General features: G+C 60.7%; 12 protein-coding genes. 4 read left to right on the plus strand and 8 right to left on the minus strand.

All coding sequences use genetic code 11. The features are described 5' to 3' along the window. Positions 1–43: 43 nt before the first annotated feature. Positions 44–823 carry an enoyl-CoA hydratase gene (locus tag HNQ36_RS02870; RefSeq protein WP_184082422.1) on the plus strand — a complete coding sequence of 260 codons (780 nt, stop codon included), beginning with the start codon at positions 44–46 and terminating at the stop codon, positions 821–823. A gap of 124 nt (positions 824–947) precedes the next feature. On the opposite strand, the gene HNQ36_RS02875 is transcribed toward HNQ36_RS02870, so the two are convergent. The 7 genes from HNQ36_RS02875 to HNQ36_RS02905 form a co-directional block, all read right to left on the minus strand. Continuing rightward, positions 948–2,795, minus strand: a complete 1,848-nt coding sequence (locus HNQ36_RS02875) for an acetyl-CoA hydrolase/transferase C-terminal domain-containing protein (protein ID WP_184082423.1) — start codon at positions 2,793–2,795, stop codon at positions 948–950. A gap of 205 nt (positions 2,796–3,000) precedes the next feature. Then, entirely contained in the window at positions 3,001–4,386 is a 1,386-nt protein-coding gene (locus tag HNQ36_RS02880) for a CoA transferase (RefSeq protein WP_184082424.1), read from the minus strand. 65 nt (positions 4,387–4,451) lie between these two features. Continuing rightward, complete coding sequence (locus HNQ36_RS02885) at positions 4,452–7,808, minus strand: error-prone DNA polymerase (RefSeq protein ID WP_184082425.1); 3,357 nt, start codon at positions 7,806–7,808, stop codon at positions 4,452–4,454. Continuing rightward, on the minus strand, positions 7,805–9,397 hold the full coding sequence (locus tag HNQ36_RS02890; protein WP_184082426.1) for a Y-family DNA polymerase: 1,593 nt from the start codon (positions 9,395–9,397) through the stop codon (positions 7,805–7,807). The genes HNQ36_RS02885 and HNQ36_RS02890 overlap by 4 nt, the downstream gene beginning before the upstream one ends. Next, positions 9,288–10,073, minus strand: coding sequence for an ImuA family protein (locus tag HNQ36_RS02895; protein ID WP_184082427.1), 786 nt, complete (start codon positions 10,071–10,073; stop codon positions 9,288–9,290). Before HNQ36_RS02895 ends, HNQ36_RS02890 begins: the two co-directional genes overlap by 110 nt. Positions 10,074–10,339: 266 nt before the next feature. Then, a complete protein-coding gene (locus tag HNQ36_RS02900) occupies positions 10,340–10,855 on the minus strand; it encodes a YciE/YciF ferroxidase family protein (RefSeq protein WP_246395273.1) in 516 nt (171 codons plus the stop codon). Between the two features lie 152 nt (positions 10,856–11,007). Further along, positions 11,008–12,183, minus strand: a complete 1,176-nt coding sequence (locus HNQ36_RS02905; RefSeq protein ID WP_184082429.1) for an amidohydrolase — start codon at positions 12,181–12,183, stop codon at positions 11,008–11,010. 163 nt (positions 12,184–12,346) lie between these two features. Here HNQ36_RS02905 and HNQ36_RS02910 point away from each other — a divergent pair, with 163 nt between their 5' ends. Beyond that, positions 12,347–13,966, plus strand: a complete 1,620-nt coding sequence (locus tag HNQ36_RS02910) for a GMC family oxidoreductase (protein ID WP_184082430.1) — start codon at positions 12,347–12,349, stop codon at positions 13,964–13,966. A gap of 159 nt (positions 13,967–14,125) precedes the next feature. Here HNQ36_RS02910 and HNQ36_RS02915 read toward each other — a convergent pair whose 3' ends face one another. Further along, the gene (locus HNQ36_RS02915; protein ID WP_184082431.1) at positions 14,126–15,682 is read right to left on the minus strand and encodes an acyl-CoA carboxylase subunit beta; all 1,557 of its coding nucleotides are present in this window, start codon (positions 15,680–15,682) and stop codon (positions 14,126–14,128) included. Positions 15,683–15,834: 152 nt separating this feature from the next. On the opposite strand from HNQ36_RS02915, the gene HNQ36_RS02920 reads away from it, so the two are divergent. Continuing rightward, the gene (locus tag HNQ36_RS02920; RefSeq protein ID WP_184082432.1) at positions 15,835–16,056 is read left to right on the plus strand and encodes an acyl-CoA carboxylase biotin carboxyl carrier protein subunit; all 222 of its coding nucleotides are present in this window, start codon (positions 15,835–15,837) and stop codon (positions 16,054–16,056) included. Between the two features lie 137 nt (positions 16,057–16,193). Then, positions 16,194–17,354, plus strand: a complete 1,161-nt coding sequence (locus HNQ36_RS02925; RefSeq protein ID WP_184082433.1) for a TAXI family TRAP transporter solute-binding subunit — start codon at positions 16,194–16,196, stop codon at positions 17,352–17,354. The last annotated feature ends 38 nt before the right edge of the window (positions 17,355–17,392 follow it).

Here is a 17,392-nt window from a genome sequence, read left to right on the forward strand (position 1 = left end):
CGCGCCACGCGCTGATTTTCAGACATCCTTCAAGGGGCAAACCATGACGGCATTCGAACACATCATCGTTGAGAGCAAGGGCGCGGTCGGCATCGTGAAAATCAACCGACCTAAGATGCTCAATGCCCTCTCCTTCGATGTCTTCAGCGAAATCGCGACAGCCATCGACGACCTCGAGGAAGACGATGCCATCGGCTGTATCGTTGTCACCGGCAACGAAAAGGCCTTCGCCGCCGGCGCCGACATCAAGGAAATGCAGCCGAAGAAATTCATCGACATGTTCAGCCAGGACTTCATGGACATCGGTGGTGACCGCGTCACGACCTGCAAGAAGCCGACCATCGCAGCAGTCAGCGGCTATGCGCTCGGCGGCGGCTGTGAACTCGCCATGATGTGCGACATCATCATCGCTTCAGACACTGCCAAGTTCGGGCAGCCGGAAATCACTCTCGGCACCATTCCGGGGCTGGGCGGTACGCAGCGCCTCACCCGCGCCGTTGGCAAGTCCAAGGCGATGGACCTATGCCTGACCGGACGCATGATGGATGCGGCGGAAGCCGAACGCTCCGGGCTGGTCAGCCGCATCTTCCCGGCCGACAAGCTGATGGACGAGGTGCTTGCGATTGCCGACAAGATCGCTGCGATGTCGCGACCGGTTGCGGCGATGGCGAAGAGCGCAGTCAATCGCGCGCTGGAAACCTCGCTCGCCGAGGGCATGAACGTCGAAGGCGACCTGTTCCACGCGACATTCGCCCTCGAAGATCGCGCCGAAGGCATGGCCGCCTTCATTGACAAGCGGAAGCCGAATTTCAAAAATCGCTGAAGATCGACTTGCCACGCTCGTCATTCCGGGACGCGCTCTTGCGCGGACCCGGAATCTAAATGAGAGATTTCAAAACATCGAGATTCCGGGTTCGCTCGCTGCACTCGCGCCCCGGAATGACGAGTTAACGGCGCGCAAGCGCTGCACTGACCAGCAACCGATAAAGCCAGTCCGAGAACGATTTCGGCTGGTCGAGTTGCATGCGCACGAGGCTTGCAGCCGCGTCTGCATCCGGCGGTCCCGCACGAAAGCCCTGCCAGGCAAGCGCGAGCAGGTTGAGCTTGCTGGCGGTCGCTTCTTTGAGTATCTGCAAGGCTGGGATCAGCCGCTGCTCGACATCGGTGAAATCGCTACCAAACGGAAATGCCGGGAGTAATCCCGCGTCGCGCGATGGCTTCAAGGCCGCATTTATGCGATCCGGAAAATTCTCGCGATGCGCGGCGGGAATTTCATAGGCCTTCGGCAGCTTGCCAGCGTCTTTGGCATGCCGCATCAGTTCGGGTTGAAAGCGCGAATCCGCAACACACAGCATCGCAGCGATGACGTCGGCATCCGATTTGCCCCAGAGATCGGCAACGCCATACTCGGTGATGATAACATCGCGCAGGTGACGCGGAATCGTGGTGTGACCATAGGACCAGCGGATATTTGAGGCCGCTGTCTTGCCGGAGCCCCGCGTCGACTCCAGCGTCAACATCGAGCGCGCGCCTTCAAGCGCAAATGCCTGCGCCACGAAATTGTATTGGCCACCGACGCCGCTGACCACCTGACCCGTATCGAGACCGTCCGAGATCGCAGCGCCCATCAAGGTCGCCATCATCGCATTGTTGACGAACCGCGCGTCAACGCGCGCATGTCGCTTGGCGTCTTCGCCACCATAGAGCTGGTTGGTGAAAGACACCGGGACCATCTGGATGCGTTCGATCTGCCCGGGCTTCATCTCGCGCAGGGCGCGGTAGAAGGATTTCGGCCCGAGGAAGAACGCCGCGTGCAGCAACGCCCCATCGACCTCACGTTTCAACACTCCGGCGTCGATCAGCGCGAGGAACGCTTCGACGAACATTTCGCTGACGCCGTAAAGACCCGCCGTGAATGGCCCCGACTCGCGCGGCGGCTGCGCGGGTGCGAGCCGCGACATGATCTCGCGATAGGCTTTATTGTCACGATGACGGACGATCAGGCCTTGCGCGAGCGCATCGCCAACCTGCCCGATACCGATTTGCAGGGTGCCACCGTCCCGTATCAGTCCCGCAGAATGAAGCCCGATTGCGTATTTCGTATCGGAGACCGGCTCCGACGACGGAGCAAACAGCGGAAAGTCCGTCTTCGGACTGTCGAGCACCGCATGAAATTCATCCGCAGCCAGATCGCCCTGCCCCGGCATGAACGGCAATTCGGAATTCACCTGGGCCACGATCTTGAACGCAATGCGGCCCGCCGCACGCGCCCTCATGAGATCGAGCGTCGTGTCGGTGTTGCTGCTCAGGCTGTAGCGCGTCTGGCCGTCGACCACGCGCTTGGCCACAAGCTGAGCGATCACATTCACGCCACGTGTCAAAAGATACGACGACGCATGGGTATAGTTGGCCGAGATGTAGTGCTGCTGTGGATAGGCATTGCCAAGCCATTTTCCCGCCAGGAAGAAGAACTCGATGACTTCGATGTTCGGCGGCAGTGTTTTGGCATGCAGCGCCCTAGCGTAATCCAGATCGGGATACCCACCAAACAACCGATCGATCACCGGCCCTATGAATCGTCGCTCGAGATCAGCCGATGGCGTCGGCTTCTCCAACGTCAGAGCAGTAAAAATGGTCAGATGGATCGAGCGGTCGCTTGCCGCGCGCTGATAGAGAGCATTGACGATGTGGTTGGCCTTGCCGAGTCCCAGCGGCAGACCAACCACCAGCTTGGTCCCGACCTCGCGAATGATGTCGTCCGCGATTGCTTCAGGGTCGGAAAAAATTCTTGGCATCGGATGTCTGTCGATCCACTGCGCCGGACGTGCCGCCGGAAGACCACGCGGGAGGGCGCGGCAGATTGCTCTTGATGGGCTGCCGCTAATTTCACCACAGGACGTTGATCGGTCAAGAAATTACGGCTCACCGCGACAACAAATCAGTGCAAATTCGTCGAAATTCTATGTCCGGTTTGCCAACACCAACATGATGGTGTTGACGTCACGACCGTGACGGCCACTCCGCTGTGCTCGACCCGAGCGGCATCGCATGACGCTCCCAAAATGCCGGGGTCGCTGACATCACGGCGGCGTGACGAACGCTTCGCAGAGCACCAAATCCTGAAGAGCTCTGCTCAATAAACGGAAGGACGTCGTCCGCGGTGAGGTCCGCCGCCGCGAGGCCACTATCGACTCTGCCGAGATTCCACAGCCAGCGCCCAGTCTGCGCCAGGGAGACTTTCACATGCCAGCTTCCGCCCTCTCGCACCTGCCGCAGCCGCGTCATCATCCCGCCGAACGCCATCAGATACCCCGTGGCGTGGTCGAGAATCTGCATCGGCAGTTCCTTCGGTCCTTCAACTCCAGCGGCATTGCCCAATCCGGTTGAGGTCTGCACCAGGGAATCGAAGCCACGGCGGCCCGCCCACGGACCGGCGTGGCCATAGGCGCACAGCGAGACATAAACGATGCCGGGACTGATCCGAGCGATATCTTCCGGCGAGAAGCCGAGCGCGGCGATGGATTGCGGGCGATAGCCCTGAGAGAAAATATCCGCCGACGTCAGCAAACCGCGCAGCGTATCGCGGCCCTGCCCGGTCTTCAGATCGGCGAAGGCAGCCAGCTTGCCACGCCCGGTATCGATAACCAGCCACGGGATCGACGGCAGTTTCGGCGAGGAAATCAGCATGACGTCCGCGCCGTAGGCGGCCCATGTGCGCCCCGCGACCGGACCTGCGATGACCCGCGACAGATCGAGTACACGCAATCCCGCCAGCGGGCGATGACCGTTTGGCCAAGGTCTCGGCGCGGCGTCGCCAATCTTCTCAATCTGGATTAGCGGCAGTTGCTCTATCGCCTGCGCTTGCGGGGTTGCGAGCCATTCGTCGTGCGAGCGCATCATCGAGACGACGCAGCCGCCGGCATAGGCGGCGGTTTCAAATTCCTCACCCTTCCATTGCATCAGCACGCGCTGCACATCGTCGCGTTCCGGTTTGCAGTTCAAGACCTTGCAGACGTTGTCGCGGTGATGCGGAAAGTTGGTGTGGAGGCGCACGAAGCGACCGTCCCCGGTTGTGTAAACACCAGCGATAACATCCCAGGCCGGTGGCGGCGGCTTGTCGTCGACGCGCAGATAGCGCTCGCTGCGACACTCAACCGCGGCATGCGTCATATCAACGGAGATACCTTGCGCCTCACCGCTGCGGGCTTTCCATATTTCCGCAGCGGCAAGACCGGCGGCGGCAATCGTGGCCTGCGCCGCAGCACCGACGCGAAACGACGACGGCAGCATGGGCTCACTTCCCGTCAGTGTGATGGCATCGAGCGCGGACGGTTCACCACCGCCGAGACTCCAGAGATCAGAGAGGATTTCGCGAGGTGACTGCATGAACGCCTCCGGCGACGGGAATGGCCGCGAAACATCGCGCGGAAAATACATCGCATCAAGGATGATTAATGGAAATCCCGCGAGCGTGGCAGAATGCGTACATTGCGCGGATGGCGCACCTTCTGTGCTGGGTTGTCAGGATGCGCACGGCGATCATCCTCCAGCGGTTCGATGACATCCGCACCGGGAGGGATCTGGTTCTTTCGACCGAGCGCATCGTTGGCAAGGTTCATCAGATCATGGGACCGGTCGAACAAACGCTCGGCCACCAGATGAACCACCTTCTCCGGACTGCTCTGAATGGTCCCCTGCACCTCGATCAGCCGTGCGCCCATCACTTCCTTGCGAAATTTTTCCATCACTTTGGGCCACACCACGATATTGGCGATGCCAGTCTCATCCTCCAGCGTCATGAAGACGACGCCCTTGGCGCTGCCCGGCCGCTGCCGCACCAGCACTACGCCAGCGCAACGGACGCGTTGCTTGTCGCGGGCATGTCCAATCGCCTCACATGCCACCATACCTTCCTGCGAAAACATCGGCCGGAGGAATTCCATCGGGTGCCCCTTCAACGACAGCCTGATGGTCTGATAATCCACCACAACCTGATCAGGTAGCGGCATGACAGGCAATGGCTGTGCGGCTTCGTCGGGTTGCTCGCGCGCCGCGGCTACGGTGAAAAGCGGTAACGGAACATCGTCCGGCAGACGTCGCACCGTCCACAGGGCTTCGCGCCGGTCAAGACCAAGCGAGCGAAATGCGTCCGCATCGGCCAGCAGGATCAGCGCTCGTTTCGGCAGTCGCGTCTCGCGCGCAAAATCTTCCAGCGAGGCGAACAGCTTTTGCGCGCGGGCGGCAACGATCCGCTGATCCCAGTAATCCTTGCGCGGCTTTTTCTCAGATTTTCCAAACTTCTCGGGAAGCCTGTCATCGACATCGAACACTTCGAAACCGTCGATCTGACGGAAGCCGAGCCGGACGGCGCAATAATCGCCAGACCTCTCTTCCAGAGTGTTTTGTCCAAAGCTAAACGACACATCGATCTCGCGCACCTCGACGCCATTTTTGCGCGCATCGCCGACGATCTGCGCCGGCGCATAGAAGCCCATCGGCTGCGAGTTCAGAAGACCACAGCAAAAAGCGTCGGGATGATAATGCTTGAGCCATGACGACACATAGACAAGCTGCGCGAAAGCAGCCGCGTGGCTTTCGGGGAAGCCATAGCTGCCGAAGCCCTTGATCTGGTCGAAGCAACTCACCGCAAATTCAGGATCGTAGCCACGGGCGATCATGCGATCGACCATGCGCCTTTCGAATTTCGGCATCGTGCCGACATTACGAAATGTCGCCATCGCGCGTCGCAAGCCATTGGCCTCCTCGGGTGTGAACTCCGCGGCCTCCATCGCAATGCGCATCGCCTGCTCCTGAAACAGCGGCACGCCGAGAGTCTTGTGCAACACCTGCTTCAGCTCGTCCTTGTTCCCGCCTTTTGGATAAGGATATTCGATCTCTTCCGGCCTCATCTTTCTCCGTTTCAGATAGGGATGCACCATATTGCCCTGGATCGGTCCGGGCCGGACGATGGCGACCTCGATGACAAGATCATAGAAGGTGCGCGGCTTCAGGCGCGGCAGCATATTCATCTGCGCGCGACTCTCAACCTGGAAGACGCCGAGAGATTCGCCCCTGCACAGCATGTCGAACACTTTATCGCTGTCATCGTTTTCCGACTTGATGTCCGAGAGCTGGTAACGCTTTCCCTTGTGATCCTCGATCAGATCGAAGCATTTTCGGATGCAGGTCAGCATGCCGAGTGCCAGCACATCGACCTTCATCATTTTCAGTGTATCGATGTCGTCCTTGTCCCATTCAATGAAGGTGCGGTCGTCCATGGCCGCGTTGCCGATGGGCACATAGGTATCGAGCCGATCCTGCGTCAGTACATAGCCGCCGACATGCTGAGACAGATGCCGCGGGAATTCGATCAGTTCAGTGGCGAGCTCGACAGCACGGCGGATCATCGGATTGCCGGGATCGAAGCCTGCCTGCCTAATCTGCATATCGCTGACATCTGTGCCCCAGCTTCCCCACACCGTATCCGCCAACGCGGCGGTGACGTCTTCCGTCAGGCCAAGCGCCTTGCCGACGTCGCGAATGGCGCTGCGCGGGCGATAGTGAATGACGGTGGCGACAATCGCCGCGCGATGACGGCCATAACGCCTGTAGACATATTGCATCACCTCTTCGCGGCGCGAATGCTCGAAATCGACATCGATGTCCGGCGGCTCAAGCCTCTCTTCGGAGATAAAGCGCTCGAACAGCACATCAGTCTCGGCGGGATTCACCGAAGTGATGCCAAGCATATAACAGACGGCGGAATTCGCTGCCGAACCTCGACCCTGACACAAAATGCTTTGCGAGCGCGCGTAGCAAACAATGTCGTGAACTGTCAGGAAGTAATGTGCGTAATCGAGTTTCTCGATCAGCCTGAGTTCCTTGTTCAGCGTACCCCGCAGCTTGCCGTCGATCCCTTCGGGGAAATATTTGTCGACGCCCGCCCATGTCAGGTCTTCGAGATGCTGTTGCGCCGTCTTGCCCGGCGGCACCGGCTCATCTGGATACTGATATTTCAACTCATCCAGCGTAAAGGTGATGCGATCAGCGAAGCGCATGGTTTCAGTAACCGCATCCGGATAATCGCGAAACAGACGAGCCACCTCGAAGCCGGGTTTCAGATGCCGTTCGGCGTTGGCTTCGAGTCGTTTTCCGACACTCATGATGGTCGTCTTTTCCCGAATACAGGTCAGGACGTCCTGCAGGGCACGGCGCGCCGGGTCATGATAAAGCACCTCGTTGGTCGCGAGCAGCGGAACACGGGCCGTTGAAGCGATGCGCTGAAGCTTCGCCAGACGCCGCCTGTCGTCACCGCGATACAGCAGGCTTGCCGCAAGCCAGACTCCATCGGCACGACTGCGTTTCAATCGATCGAGAATCTTCAGTGCCGCCGGGACATCAAAGCGATGCGACAGCGTCAGAATCAGCAATTGCCCTTCGGCAAAGTCCAGCAGGTCATCGAATGTGAGATGACATTCGCCCTTCCCGGCCGCGAGCTTGCCACGCGTCAGTAACTCGCACAGTCGGCCATAGGCGGCACGGTCGCGCGGATAGACCAGAATATCCGGCGTACCGTCCATGAACACCAGCCGTGAACCGATCAGCAGTTTCGACTTGCATGTGACCTCGGGATTTTCGAGCTCCTTGTAGGCGCGGACGACACCGGCCAGGGTGTTGCGGTCAGCAATGCCAATGACCGGCAAGAGAAGCTCGCTGGCCCGCTTCACATATTCCTGCGGCTGCGATCCGCCGCACAGGAACGAGAAGTTGGTCGTAATGCCGATTTCCGCGTAGTCGGTGGCTTTCATGCGAACAACCCGTGCACAAACCATTTGGGTGGAACGGGTTCATCTTTTTCAGAGACAGGTTCGCTGTAGAGACCGTCGCGATAGATCCAGAAGCGCATGCCTTCCGCATCCTCGACGCGGAAATAATCCCGCGTCAGGGCTTCTCCCTGATGCCTCCACCATTCCATGGCGATCCGTTCCGGGCCTTCCGCCCGCACCACCGCATGGGTCGCGCGACGCCATTTGAATCGCGGCGGATGTCCATCAGGAACAGCCGCGGCTATCACTTCGATTTCCTCAGGCCGCTCGAACAGACGCAGCGGGCGCAGCGGCGGCTCGGCCTCGGCACGAACAGGCCACTCCGCAACGGAAGCCGCAGCAAGATTTTGCTGCGCGGGTGCCGCGATGACAGCGCATTCCGGAATGTGTGTATCCAGCGGCAGATGCACCACGACACGCTTGCCGCCGATCCGTGCAGCGAGACGGTCGACCAGCGCCGCGACTTCATCGTTATCCTGCGCACTGGTGTCGAAGTCGCGCTGTTCCTGCACCACAATCTCGACGCGGCCGGCTGACAGACGAATAAGATCGAAGCCGAATCCCGGATCGAGCGGATCGGCCAGCGCGTCCAGCCGTTCGCGAAACAGACGGTCGACCACATTGACCTTGGTGACAGGCTGTCCCGTCTCCACCGCGATGGTGCGCACCGCGCCGTCGGTGCGGAAAAAACTCGCTTCCAGCCGCCGCGCGCCCTTCCCCTGCTTGTCCATCGCGGCGACCAGCATCTGCGCAAGACCCGACAAGATGGCCGCGATCACGTTGTCGGTTGCGACCGGCTCGGCGAAACGCTTCTCCACCATGAAATCCGGCGGCGGCTTCCGCGGGCTGATCGGCGCATCGCCCTGCCCCAGCGCCTGCTGCAACAGGCTGGTGAACGCAGATCCGAACCTCGCGGAGATTTCATGCGGCGCACGCGATGCCACATCGCCGATGGTCTTCAAACCCGCGCGCCGCAACCCGCGCGTGATTGCATCATCGGCACCGAGCGCGAACACCGGCAGCGGCGCGACGGCGCGCGCTTCTTCACCATCAGGGACGATGCAAGCTCGCGTGGCCCGCGTCATGGTCCGTGCGCAGACCGGCGTACTCGCAACCGCCGCATTGACGATGAAATCCTGCCGCGCCAGCGATGCACAGAACGTACGCAGCATCGTAGCCTCACCGCCGAACAGATGCGCGCAGCCGCTGATATCGAGTAGCAGTCCATAAGGCGGATCGAACGCCACCAGCGGCGTGAAACGGTCGCACCAGTCGGCGACAGCTTCCAGCAGACTCCTATCCGCCGCCTCGTCGGCGTCGAATACCTGCACGTCGGGACAGACAGCACGCGCATTCGCCAGCGGCAGGCCAATCTCGAGGCCGATGTCGGCAGCGGCATCGTTCAGCGCCGAAATCTGCAGCGCGTTGTTCAACTTGGCGACAACGACGCAGGGATGTCCGTCATCCGGCGCGGCGCCTTGCCCCGAAAGCTGGCGCTTCAATCGGTCGGTCGGCAGGCGCGGCAGCCACAGGCTGAGAATACGTCGCGCTTTCACGGAAGAGGCCCTCATCACATTTCCACTCCATGACCCATCGGCCGGTCTGGCCGTGACGATTGCGAACAAGCTGTGCGTCGAGCAGTGGCGTGCCCCATGCCTCCATCGCGGACGGTGATGGTGCTGAGCGCACCGCCCAGCGCGTTTCCGCTGTGCTGGCAGACGGTGTCGCTGCCGTGCGTAGCACCAGACACGCAACGTTCGAGGCGCGCGCCGCGAGCGTCAGCCTGCGGCTCGCCACCAGATCGAGCTGACGCACCTCGCCCCAGACATCCAGCACTACCGCACCCAGCGCGTCGCAAGCGAGCGCATCGGCTGCGGCACGCAGCGCGATCTCGGCATCTGTCGCCCGGACCGTCACCAGCAGGCGCGGATCGAGGCCGAGTTCCTGCAGACCGCTCATCGACAGCGCGCCGGATTCCCGTTCAGCGAAGTCCTGCCGGACCCAGACCAGCGGCCGCCGCCCGGCGAGGCGATGGGCGAGGCCTGCGATGAACCCCGTCGCTGCTGCGCCGTGGCGCCCGCCCTCGGCGAACACCTCATGCAGCGCGCCGCGCACCAGCCCGCCCTGCAACAGGGCGTCCACCCCCGCATGGCCCAGCGCCACGCGCGAAAGCCCACCGGCATCGCCCTCCAGGCGGCCAATGGTCCCTCGCAGGGACGCAAGCGTGTTCATGCGCGCGCCGATCATGCGCCGCTCCTGGAATTCGGGCCCATCATCCGCAGTTGATTGAACGAATGATGGACCTACTTGTTCATGATATGTTCTAATATAAAGCTAATAGACGACCGGGAGTCAATCAGCCTTTTCCATTCAATTTTCTCGAACAAAATCAATGCAGTACAAGGGGCGGACCTTCCCCCAATTCGGTGACGGTGGGAATTGCAGCAATCTTGAAAGACAAAAGTCCACCGGCTGCCCCGCAGCCGATGGACCGGTCACCAATCAACCTGCTCTCAAGCCGCCATTGCTTCTGTATTGACCTCGGCCAGTGCGAGAGTCGTCAACGCCTCGTCGGTGTTGTGTTCCTGTTGCAGCGTTTCGTCGAGCAGCCGGACAGCTTCGGTCATACCAAGCTTGCTCGCCCATGCCTTCAAGGTTCCATAGCGCGCGATTTCGTAATGCTCGACCGCCTGCGCTGCCGCAAGCAGGCCAGCATCGAGCGCTTCGGTGCCCTTGTACTCGTCCATAATTTCCTTGCCCTCGTCGAGGATTCCCATGATCGCGTCACAGGTTTTGGCCTTAGCGGGCTTGTCGATCAGTTCGAAGACCTGCTCAAGGCGATCGACCTGGCCTTCGGTCTCGATGTGATGTTTCTTGAATGCGGCGCTCAAATCCGCCGAGTGAGCCGCCTTCGCCATCTTGGGCAGCGCCTTCAGAATCTGCTTCTCGGCGAAGTAGATGTCCTTGAGAGTGTCGTGAAAAAGATCGCTGAGATCCTTGTCGTTCGGCGCAGCTCGCTTGGCCGCCATTCGCTTGGGTGCCGATTTCCTGACTGGTTTTTTCGCTGATTTCTTGGCTGACTTTTTCGCTGATTTCTTCGTTGCCATGTGTCCACTCCGCGATCTTGAAAGGGAGAGTTCCCGCCTCCCAACGCGATGTGATGATCATGGTTCCGAACCAATCAGCCTGCGAGTTGGGTCTCGACCAGTTTGATCCAGTAGGACGAGCCGTAAATGATGGCGTCATCATTGAAGTTATAGGCCGGGTGATGAAGCCCCGCGCTGTCGCCGTTGCCGATAAAGATGAAGGCGCCCGGTCGCGCTTCCAGCATATAAGCGAAGTCTTCTGCGCCCATCACCGGCGGGATCTCTGAACTGACATTGCCCTCGCCTGCGATATCGGCCGCGACCCGCGCGGCGATGCCGGTTTCGGCAGGATGATTGACCAGCACCGGATAGCTGCGTTCGTAGTCGAGCGTGATCTTCGCACCCGAGAGCTGCGCGACACCATTTACGACCTCACGCACCCGCTGCTCGATCAGGTCTCGCACCTCGGGCGTCAGCGTGCGCGCCGTGCCGAACAGTTCCGCGGTCTGTGGGATCACGTTGCGGGCGTTCCCGGCATGGAACTCGCAGATCGAAATCACCGCTGCGTCGAGAGGATCAACGCTGCGGGAGACAATCGACTGCAAGGCGGTGATTAACTGCGCGCCGACCAGCACCGAGTCGATGCTCTTGTGCGGACGCGCCGCATGGCCGCCCAGACCTTCGATATGAATGTTGATGTGATCGGTCGCCGCCATCGCAGGCCCGACGCGAGTCGCAAATGTACCAATCGGCATGCCCGGACTGTTGTGCATGCCGTAGACCTGCTCAATCTTGAAACGGTCCATCAGACCGTCCTTGATCATGGCCTCGGCCCCTGCACCACCCTCTTCGGCGGGCTGGAAAATCATCACCGCGTCGCCCGCGAAATTTCGCGTCTCGGCAAGATAACGGGCAGCACCCAGCAGCATCGCGGTATGACCGTCGTGGCCGCAGGCGTGCATCTTGCCGGGCACGGTCGAGCTATAGGCAACGCCGGTTTCTTCCTCGATCGGCAACGCGTCCATGTCGGCGCGCAGGCCGATGGCTTTCAGGTCGCCGCCGTTGACGGGCTTTCGCCCCTTGATGACGCCAACCACACCGGTGCGTCCGAGACCCGTCGCAACTTCATCGCAACCGAACTCCCGCAGGCGGTCGGCAACGAATGCCGCAGTGCGATGCACATCGTACATCAACTCCGGATGCGCGTGCAGATCGCGGCGCCAGCCCATGATTTCGGGTTGCAGATCGGCGATGCGGTTGAGGATGGGCACGGCGGTAACCTCACAGGATCAAGACGACAAAAGCTAGCATGAGCCCGCAGGGGACCCAACATCCGCGCAAACGGGAATTGCACGGAACCACACTGTACAGCGAACCCCGGCCGGGGCCATAAGAAGAAGTGTCGAATTTGAATAGAGAAACGCAGGACAGGGAATGGCGAAACGTCTCGAAGGGGATTTCGACTATATCGTCGTCGGTGCCGGTACCGCCGGCTGCATCGTTGCCAATCGCCTCTCGGCAGATCCCCGTAAACGCGTGTTGATTCTGGAAGCCGGCGGCAAGGACAACTGGATCTGGTTTCACATCCCGGTCGGCTATCTGTTCGCCATCGGCAATCCCCGCTCCGACTGGATGTTCAAGACCGAACCGGAGGCCGGGCTCAACGGCCGTGCGCTGGCCTATCCGCGTGGCAAGGTGATCGGCGGATCGTCAGCGATCAACGCCATGATCTCCATGCGCGGACAGGCCGCCGACTACGATCACTGGCGACAGCTTGGGCTGAGCGGCTGGGGCTGGGACGATGTGCTGCCCGCATTCAAGAAACTTGAAGATCATTTTCTTGGCGAGAGTGAGCATCACGGCACCGGCGGTGGCTGGCGGATCGAAGCGCCGCGCCTGTCATGGAAAGTGCTGGATGCCGTCGGAGAAGCCGCGCACGAAATGGGCATACGAAAGACGCCGGACTTCAATACCGGCGACAACGAAGGCATCGGATATTTCCACGTCAACCAGAAACGGGGACGGCGCTGGTCATCGGCGCGCGGATTTCTGAAGCCCGCGCTGGCGCGACCCAATCTTCGTCTCGAAACCAATGTGCTGGTCGACAAGGTGATCGTCGAGAACGGACGCGCTGTCGGTGTTCGTTTCAGCCGGGGTGGTGAAACCATCGAGGCACGGACACAAGGCGAAGTAATCCTGTGTTCCGGCTCGATCGGATCGACGCAGGTGCTGCATCGCTCCGGCATTGGCCCGCAGGAATGGCTGTCGCCACTCGGGATCGACACCGTGCTCGACCGGCAAGGCCTCGGCCGCAACCTGCAGGATCATTTGCAGCAACGCGCAATCTACAAGGTGGAGGGCGTGCGCACACTGAACGAGACGTATTACAATCTATTCCGGCGTGGCTGGATGGGCGTCGATTATCTCCTGCGGCGACGCGGGCCGCTGACCATGGCGCCGTCGCAACTCGGCATCTTCACGCGCTCCGATGCGCGTCAGGAGCGCGCGAACATCCAGTTTCACGTCCAGCCGCTGTCGCTCGACAAGTTCGGCGAGCCGCTGCATCGCTTCCCCGCCATCACCATAGCTGCCTGCAACCTGCGGCCGACATCGCGCGGCAGCGTGCGCATCAAGTCGAGCGCCGCCGATGATGCACCCGCGATCGCGCCGAACTACCTGTCGACGCCCGAAGACCGGCAAGTCGCCGCCGATGCCATCCGTGTCACGCGGCGACTGATGAAACAGCACGCACTCGCGGCCTATCATCCGCAGGAATATCTCCCCGGCCCGTCCGTCGGCGATGACGATGCGTCTTTGGCGAAAGCCGCTGGCGACATCGGCACCACGATCTTTCATCCGGTCGGCACCGCCAAGATGGGTACGTCGAGCGATCCTCTTGCCGTGGTCGATGAACGCCTGCGCTTTCACGGCCTCAAGGGGCTGCGCGTGGTCGATGCATCGGTGATGCCGACGATTACATCCGGCAACACCAACACACCCACCGCGATGATCGCGGAGAAAGGCGCGGCGATGATTATAGAGGACGGGCGGTAGCACCGACGAAATTAGGCGCGGAGCCTCAACGTACTCAGTCGTCATCACCGGGCTTGTCCCGGTGATCCACGTCTTGCTCGCGACGCTGTAAGAAAAGACGTGGATGGCCGGGACAAGCCCGGCCATGACGAACTTTATGTTTGCGGTCCTTGATGATCATCACGGCCGCATCGCCATGCGCGCCACGCCCGGCGTGCGCAGCGGCTCCGCCAGCCGCGCGAACTCGCAAATCAGCGAACGGGTCTTGCGCGGATCGATGATCTCCTCGACCCAGAATTTCTCGGCCGAGCGAAACGGCGACCGCAGCTTGTTCAGCCGGTCCTCGATCTCGGCCAGCTTTGCCTTGGGGTCTTCCGCGGCCTCGATGTCGGCGCGGTAAGCAGCCTCGATGCCGCCCTCGAGCGGCAGCGACCCCCAGTACGCCGATGGCCACGCATAACGCATCGAGAACCGGCCCGCCGGCTGATGCACGACGCCCGCAACACCGAAGGAGTTGCGAACGATGATCGTGCACCACGGCACCGTGGTCTGATTGACGGCGGTCATCGCCCGCACGCCATGCCGGATCGTCGCAGCCTTTTCGGCTTCAAGTCCGATCATGAAACCCGGGCAATCCATCAGATAGACCACCGGAAGATGGAAGGTTTCCGCGAGATCGACGAAACGCACCACCTTCTGGCACGCTTCAGCAGTCCATGATCCTCCATAAATGTAAGGATCGCTTGCCAGCAGCAGCACGGCGCGACCGTCAAAGCGCGCGAACCCGGCGATGACCGAGCGTCCGAAATTCTGGCCCATCTCGAAGAACGATCCCTTGTCGACCACCGACTCGATAATGGGCCGCATTTTGTAGATCTGCTTGCGGCTGCGCGGGACGATGTTGAGCAGCGCTTCGTCGCTGCGCTCCGGATCATCGCTGCAAGGAGTGGTCGGCGGCAGGTCAAATACAGATGACGGCAGGTAAGACAGAAACTTCCGCGCACACTCGAACGCTTCTTCCTCGGTATCGACTGCGTGATCGACGCCGCCCGCCTTGGTCTGAATCTGCCAGCCGCCAAGCTCCTGCTTGTCGAGCGACTGGCCGAGACGTGCCACCACCGGCGGACCTGCGACGAACATCGCGGATGATTTGGTCATGACTGAATAATGGCTGGCTGCGAGGCGCGCCGCGCCAAGACCTGCAACCGATCCAAGGCCGAGACCCACGACAGGTACACGCGCCATGTTCGTGGTGGTGTACCAATACCAGGTTGTGCCACCGACGCCGCCCGGCAGATTCGCGGCGCCTTTCGTTTCGATTGTTTTGACCGAACCGCCGCCGCCGGATCCTTCGATCACGCGAATGATCGGCATCCGGAAATCGTGCGCCATCTGCTCGGCCATTGTCGGCTTTGCAGAGATCGATGCGTCCGCCGAACCGCCGCGCACGGTGAAGTCGTCACCGACGACGACGACGGGGCGCTTGTCAATCTTGCCGCGGCCGAACACGCAGTTGGCCGGCGTGAGTGTCTTCAGCTCATTCTTGTCGTCATACTCGGCTATGCCGGAAATCGCTCCCATCTCGTGAAAGCTCTTCGGATCGACCAGTTTGTCGATACGCTCGCGAACGGTCAGCCGGCCCTGATCGTGCTGTCGCTTGACCTTGTCGGCGCCGCCCATCTCTTTCGCAAACGCTTCGCGCCGCGCGAGTTCATCGAGTTCAGGCTTCCAGTTCATCTTCGCTCCTTGCCGTACGCGTTGCGAACGCGTTTTTGTTCTACTCTGCGGAATAAAGTTTCCTCTTGCGGAACACGCTACCTCGGGCAATCTTTCGTCACAACAACAAGCCGCGCGTGCATGCCCTGCTCAAAGCGGATAGGGGGAAATCAATGGCAGAGATCAAGATCGTCACCGAGGTTGCCGGGCGCGTCTGCGCGATTGCGGCCAGCGCCGGCGGCGATATCAGAAGCGGTGACGACGTCATCTTCGTCGAAGCCATGAAGATGGAAATTCCCATCCCCTCACCTGCGGCAGGAAAAATCAAATCGATTCTCGTCAGCGTCGATGATGTCGTGGCAGAGGGACAGGCAATCGCCACGCTCGAAGCGTGATGCGCGAAGTCTCCGCGACAAACTGTCTAGTACACCTTAGTAGGCTTGCGGGCGTTGCGCTGGCGCCTGCACGATGACATGATCCGGCAAAATCAAAACGCATTTCGCACAGCGAAAGCAAATGGGAGGGATACTTCATGACGCGATATATTACGACGGTTGCAGCCGTGGTTCTTGCAGGAACCGCTGCGATATCGGCTGCGCAAGCTCAAGATATCAAGCTGCCGACCACAATGGCCTTCACGGCTTATGACACCGGAACGTCTGGCTTCAACATCGCCGTCGGCGTCGGCAAGATGATGAAGGATAAGTATGGCTCCGACATCCGCGTGCTTCCGGCTGGTAACGACGTGGCGCGCCTGGCTCCGCTGCGCACAAACCGCGCGGTTCTGGCCTGGATGGGCACCGGCGTCTACTTCGCGCAGGAAGGCGTATTCGAATTCGGCGTCAAGGAGTGGGGTCCGCAAGCGCTGCAGATGACCCTTTCGACGATCGATTGTAATGGCCTGTCGGTCGGCGTCACAAAAGATTCCGGCGTGAAAGAGTGGAAGGATTTCCGCGGCAAGCGTCTCGGCTTCGTGGTCGGCTCGCCCGCCCTGAACCAGAACGCACTCGCGATCATCGCCTATGGCGGCCTCACCCAGAAAGACGTCAAGATTGTTGAATTCGCCAGCTACGGCGCGATGTGGAAAGGCCTCGTCAACAACGACGCCGACGGCGCGTTCGCATCGACCGTAACCGGTCCGGCCAAGGAAGTGGAAACCTCGCCCCGCGGCCTTGTTTGGCCAGAGCTGCCACCGGAGGACAAGGCCGCGTGGGAGCGGGTCAAGAAGGTCGGCGCTTTCTTCAATCCGCACGTAACCACGTGCGGCGCGGGTATCACTGCATCGACTCCGCTGAAGCTTGCCGCCTATCCCTACCCCATCGCCACGACCTACGCGACGCAGCCCGCGGATCAAGTCTATGCAATCACCAAGGCGATGATCACTGGCTACGATGCCTATAAGGATTCAGCTCCGGGCGCGTCGGGCCTCGACGTCAAACGTCAGACCAAGCAGTGGGTCATTCCATATCATCCCGGTGCGGCCAAGGCTCTGAAGGAAGCCGGTAACTGGACCGACGCAGACGAGAAGTACAACAACGACCTGATCAAGCGGCAAGGTGTTCTGGCTGACGCATGGAAAGCCTACAACACCGCAAGCGCACCAGGAGAACCGGCAGCATTTCTCTCCGGTTGGATGGCGGCACGCAAGGCAGCCCTCGCGAAAGCGAACATGCCGAACGGCTTCGAGGATTAAGCTTTAGTCCGAAGAGCGGGCGTCGTTAACATCCAGGA

Source organism: Afipia massiliensis (assembly GCF_014203115.1).
GTDB classification, from domain to species: Bacteria; Pseudomonadota; Alphaproteobacteria; order Rhizobiales; family Xanthobacteraceae; genus Afipia; species Afipia massiliensis.

What these genes read in the sequence shown, in the direction of transcription:
- HNQ36_RS02890 (WP_184082426.1), bottom strand. Translation starts at nt 9,397, where the DNA reads ATGAGGGCCTCTTCCGTGAAAGCGCGACGTATTCTCAGCCTGTGGCTG.
- HNQ36_RS02900 (WP_246395273.1), bottom strand. Translation starts at nt 10,855, where the DNA reads ATGGCGGCCAAGCGAGCTGCGCCGAACGACAAGGATCTCAGCGATCTT.
- HNQ36_RS02895 (WP_184082427.1), bottom strand. Translation starts at nt 10,073, where the DNA reads ATGATCGGCGCGCGCATGAACACGCTTGCGTCCCTGCGAGGGACCATT.
- HNQ36_RS02885 (WP_184082425.1), bottom strand. Translation starts at nt 7,808, where the DNA reads ATGAAAGCCACCGACTACGCGGAAATCGGCATTACGACCAACTTCTCG.
- HNQ36_RS02910 (WP_184082430.1), top strand. Translation starts at nt 12,347, where the DNA reads ATGGCGAAACGTCTCGAAGGGGATTTCGACTATATCGTCGTCGGTGCC.
- HNQ36_RS02880 (WP_184082424.1), bottom strand. Translation starts at nt 4,386, where the DNA reads ATGCAGTCACCTCGCGAAATCCTCTCTGATCTCTGGAGTCTCGGCGGT.
- HNQ36_RS02870 (WP_184082422.1), top strand. Translation starts at nt 44, where the DNA reads ATGACGGCATTCGAACACATCATCGTTGAGAGCAAGGGCGCGGTCGGC.
- HNQ36_RS02875 (WP_184082423.1), bottom strand. Translation starts at nt 2,795, where the DNA reads ATGCCAAGAATTTTTTCCGACCCTGAAGCAATCGCGGACGACATCATT.
- HNQ36_RS02920 (WP_184082432.1), top strand. Translation starts at nt 15,835, where the DNA reads ATGGCAGAGATCAAGATCGTCACCGAGGTTGCCGGGCGCGTCTGCGCG.
- HNQ36_RS02915 (WP_184082431.1), bottom strand. Translation starts at nt 15,682, where the DNA reads ATGAACTGGAAGCCTGAACTCGATGAACTCGCGCGGCGCGAAGCGTTT.
- HNQ36_RS02925 (WP_184082433.1), top strand. Translation starts at nt 16,194, where the DNA reads ATGACGCGATATATTACGACGGTTGCAGCCGTGGTTCTTGCAGGAACC.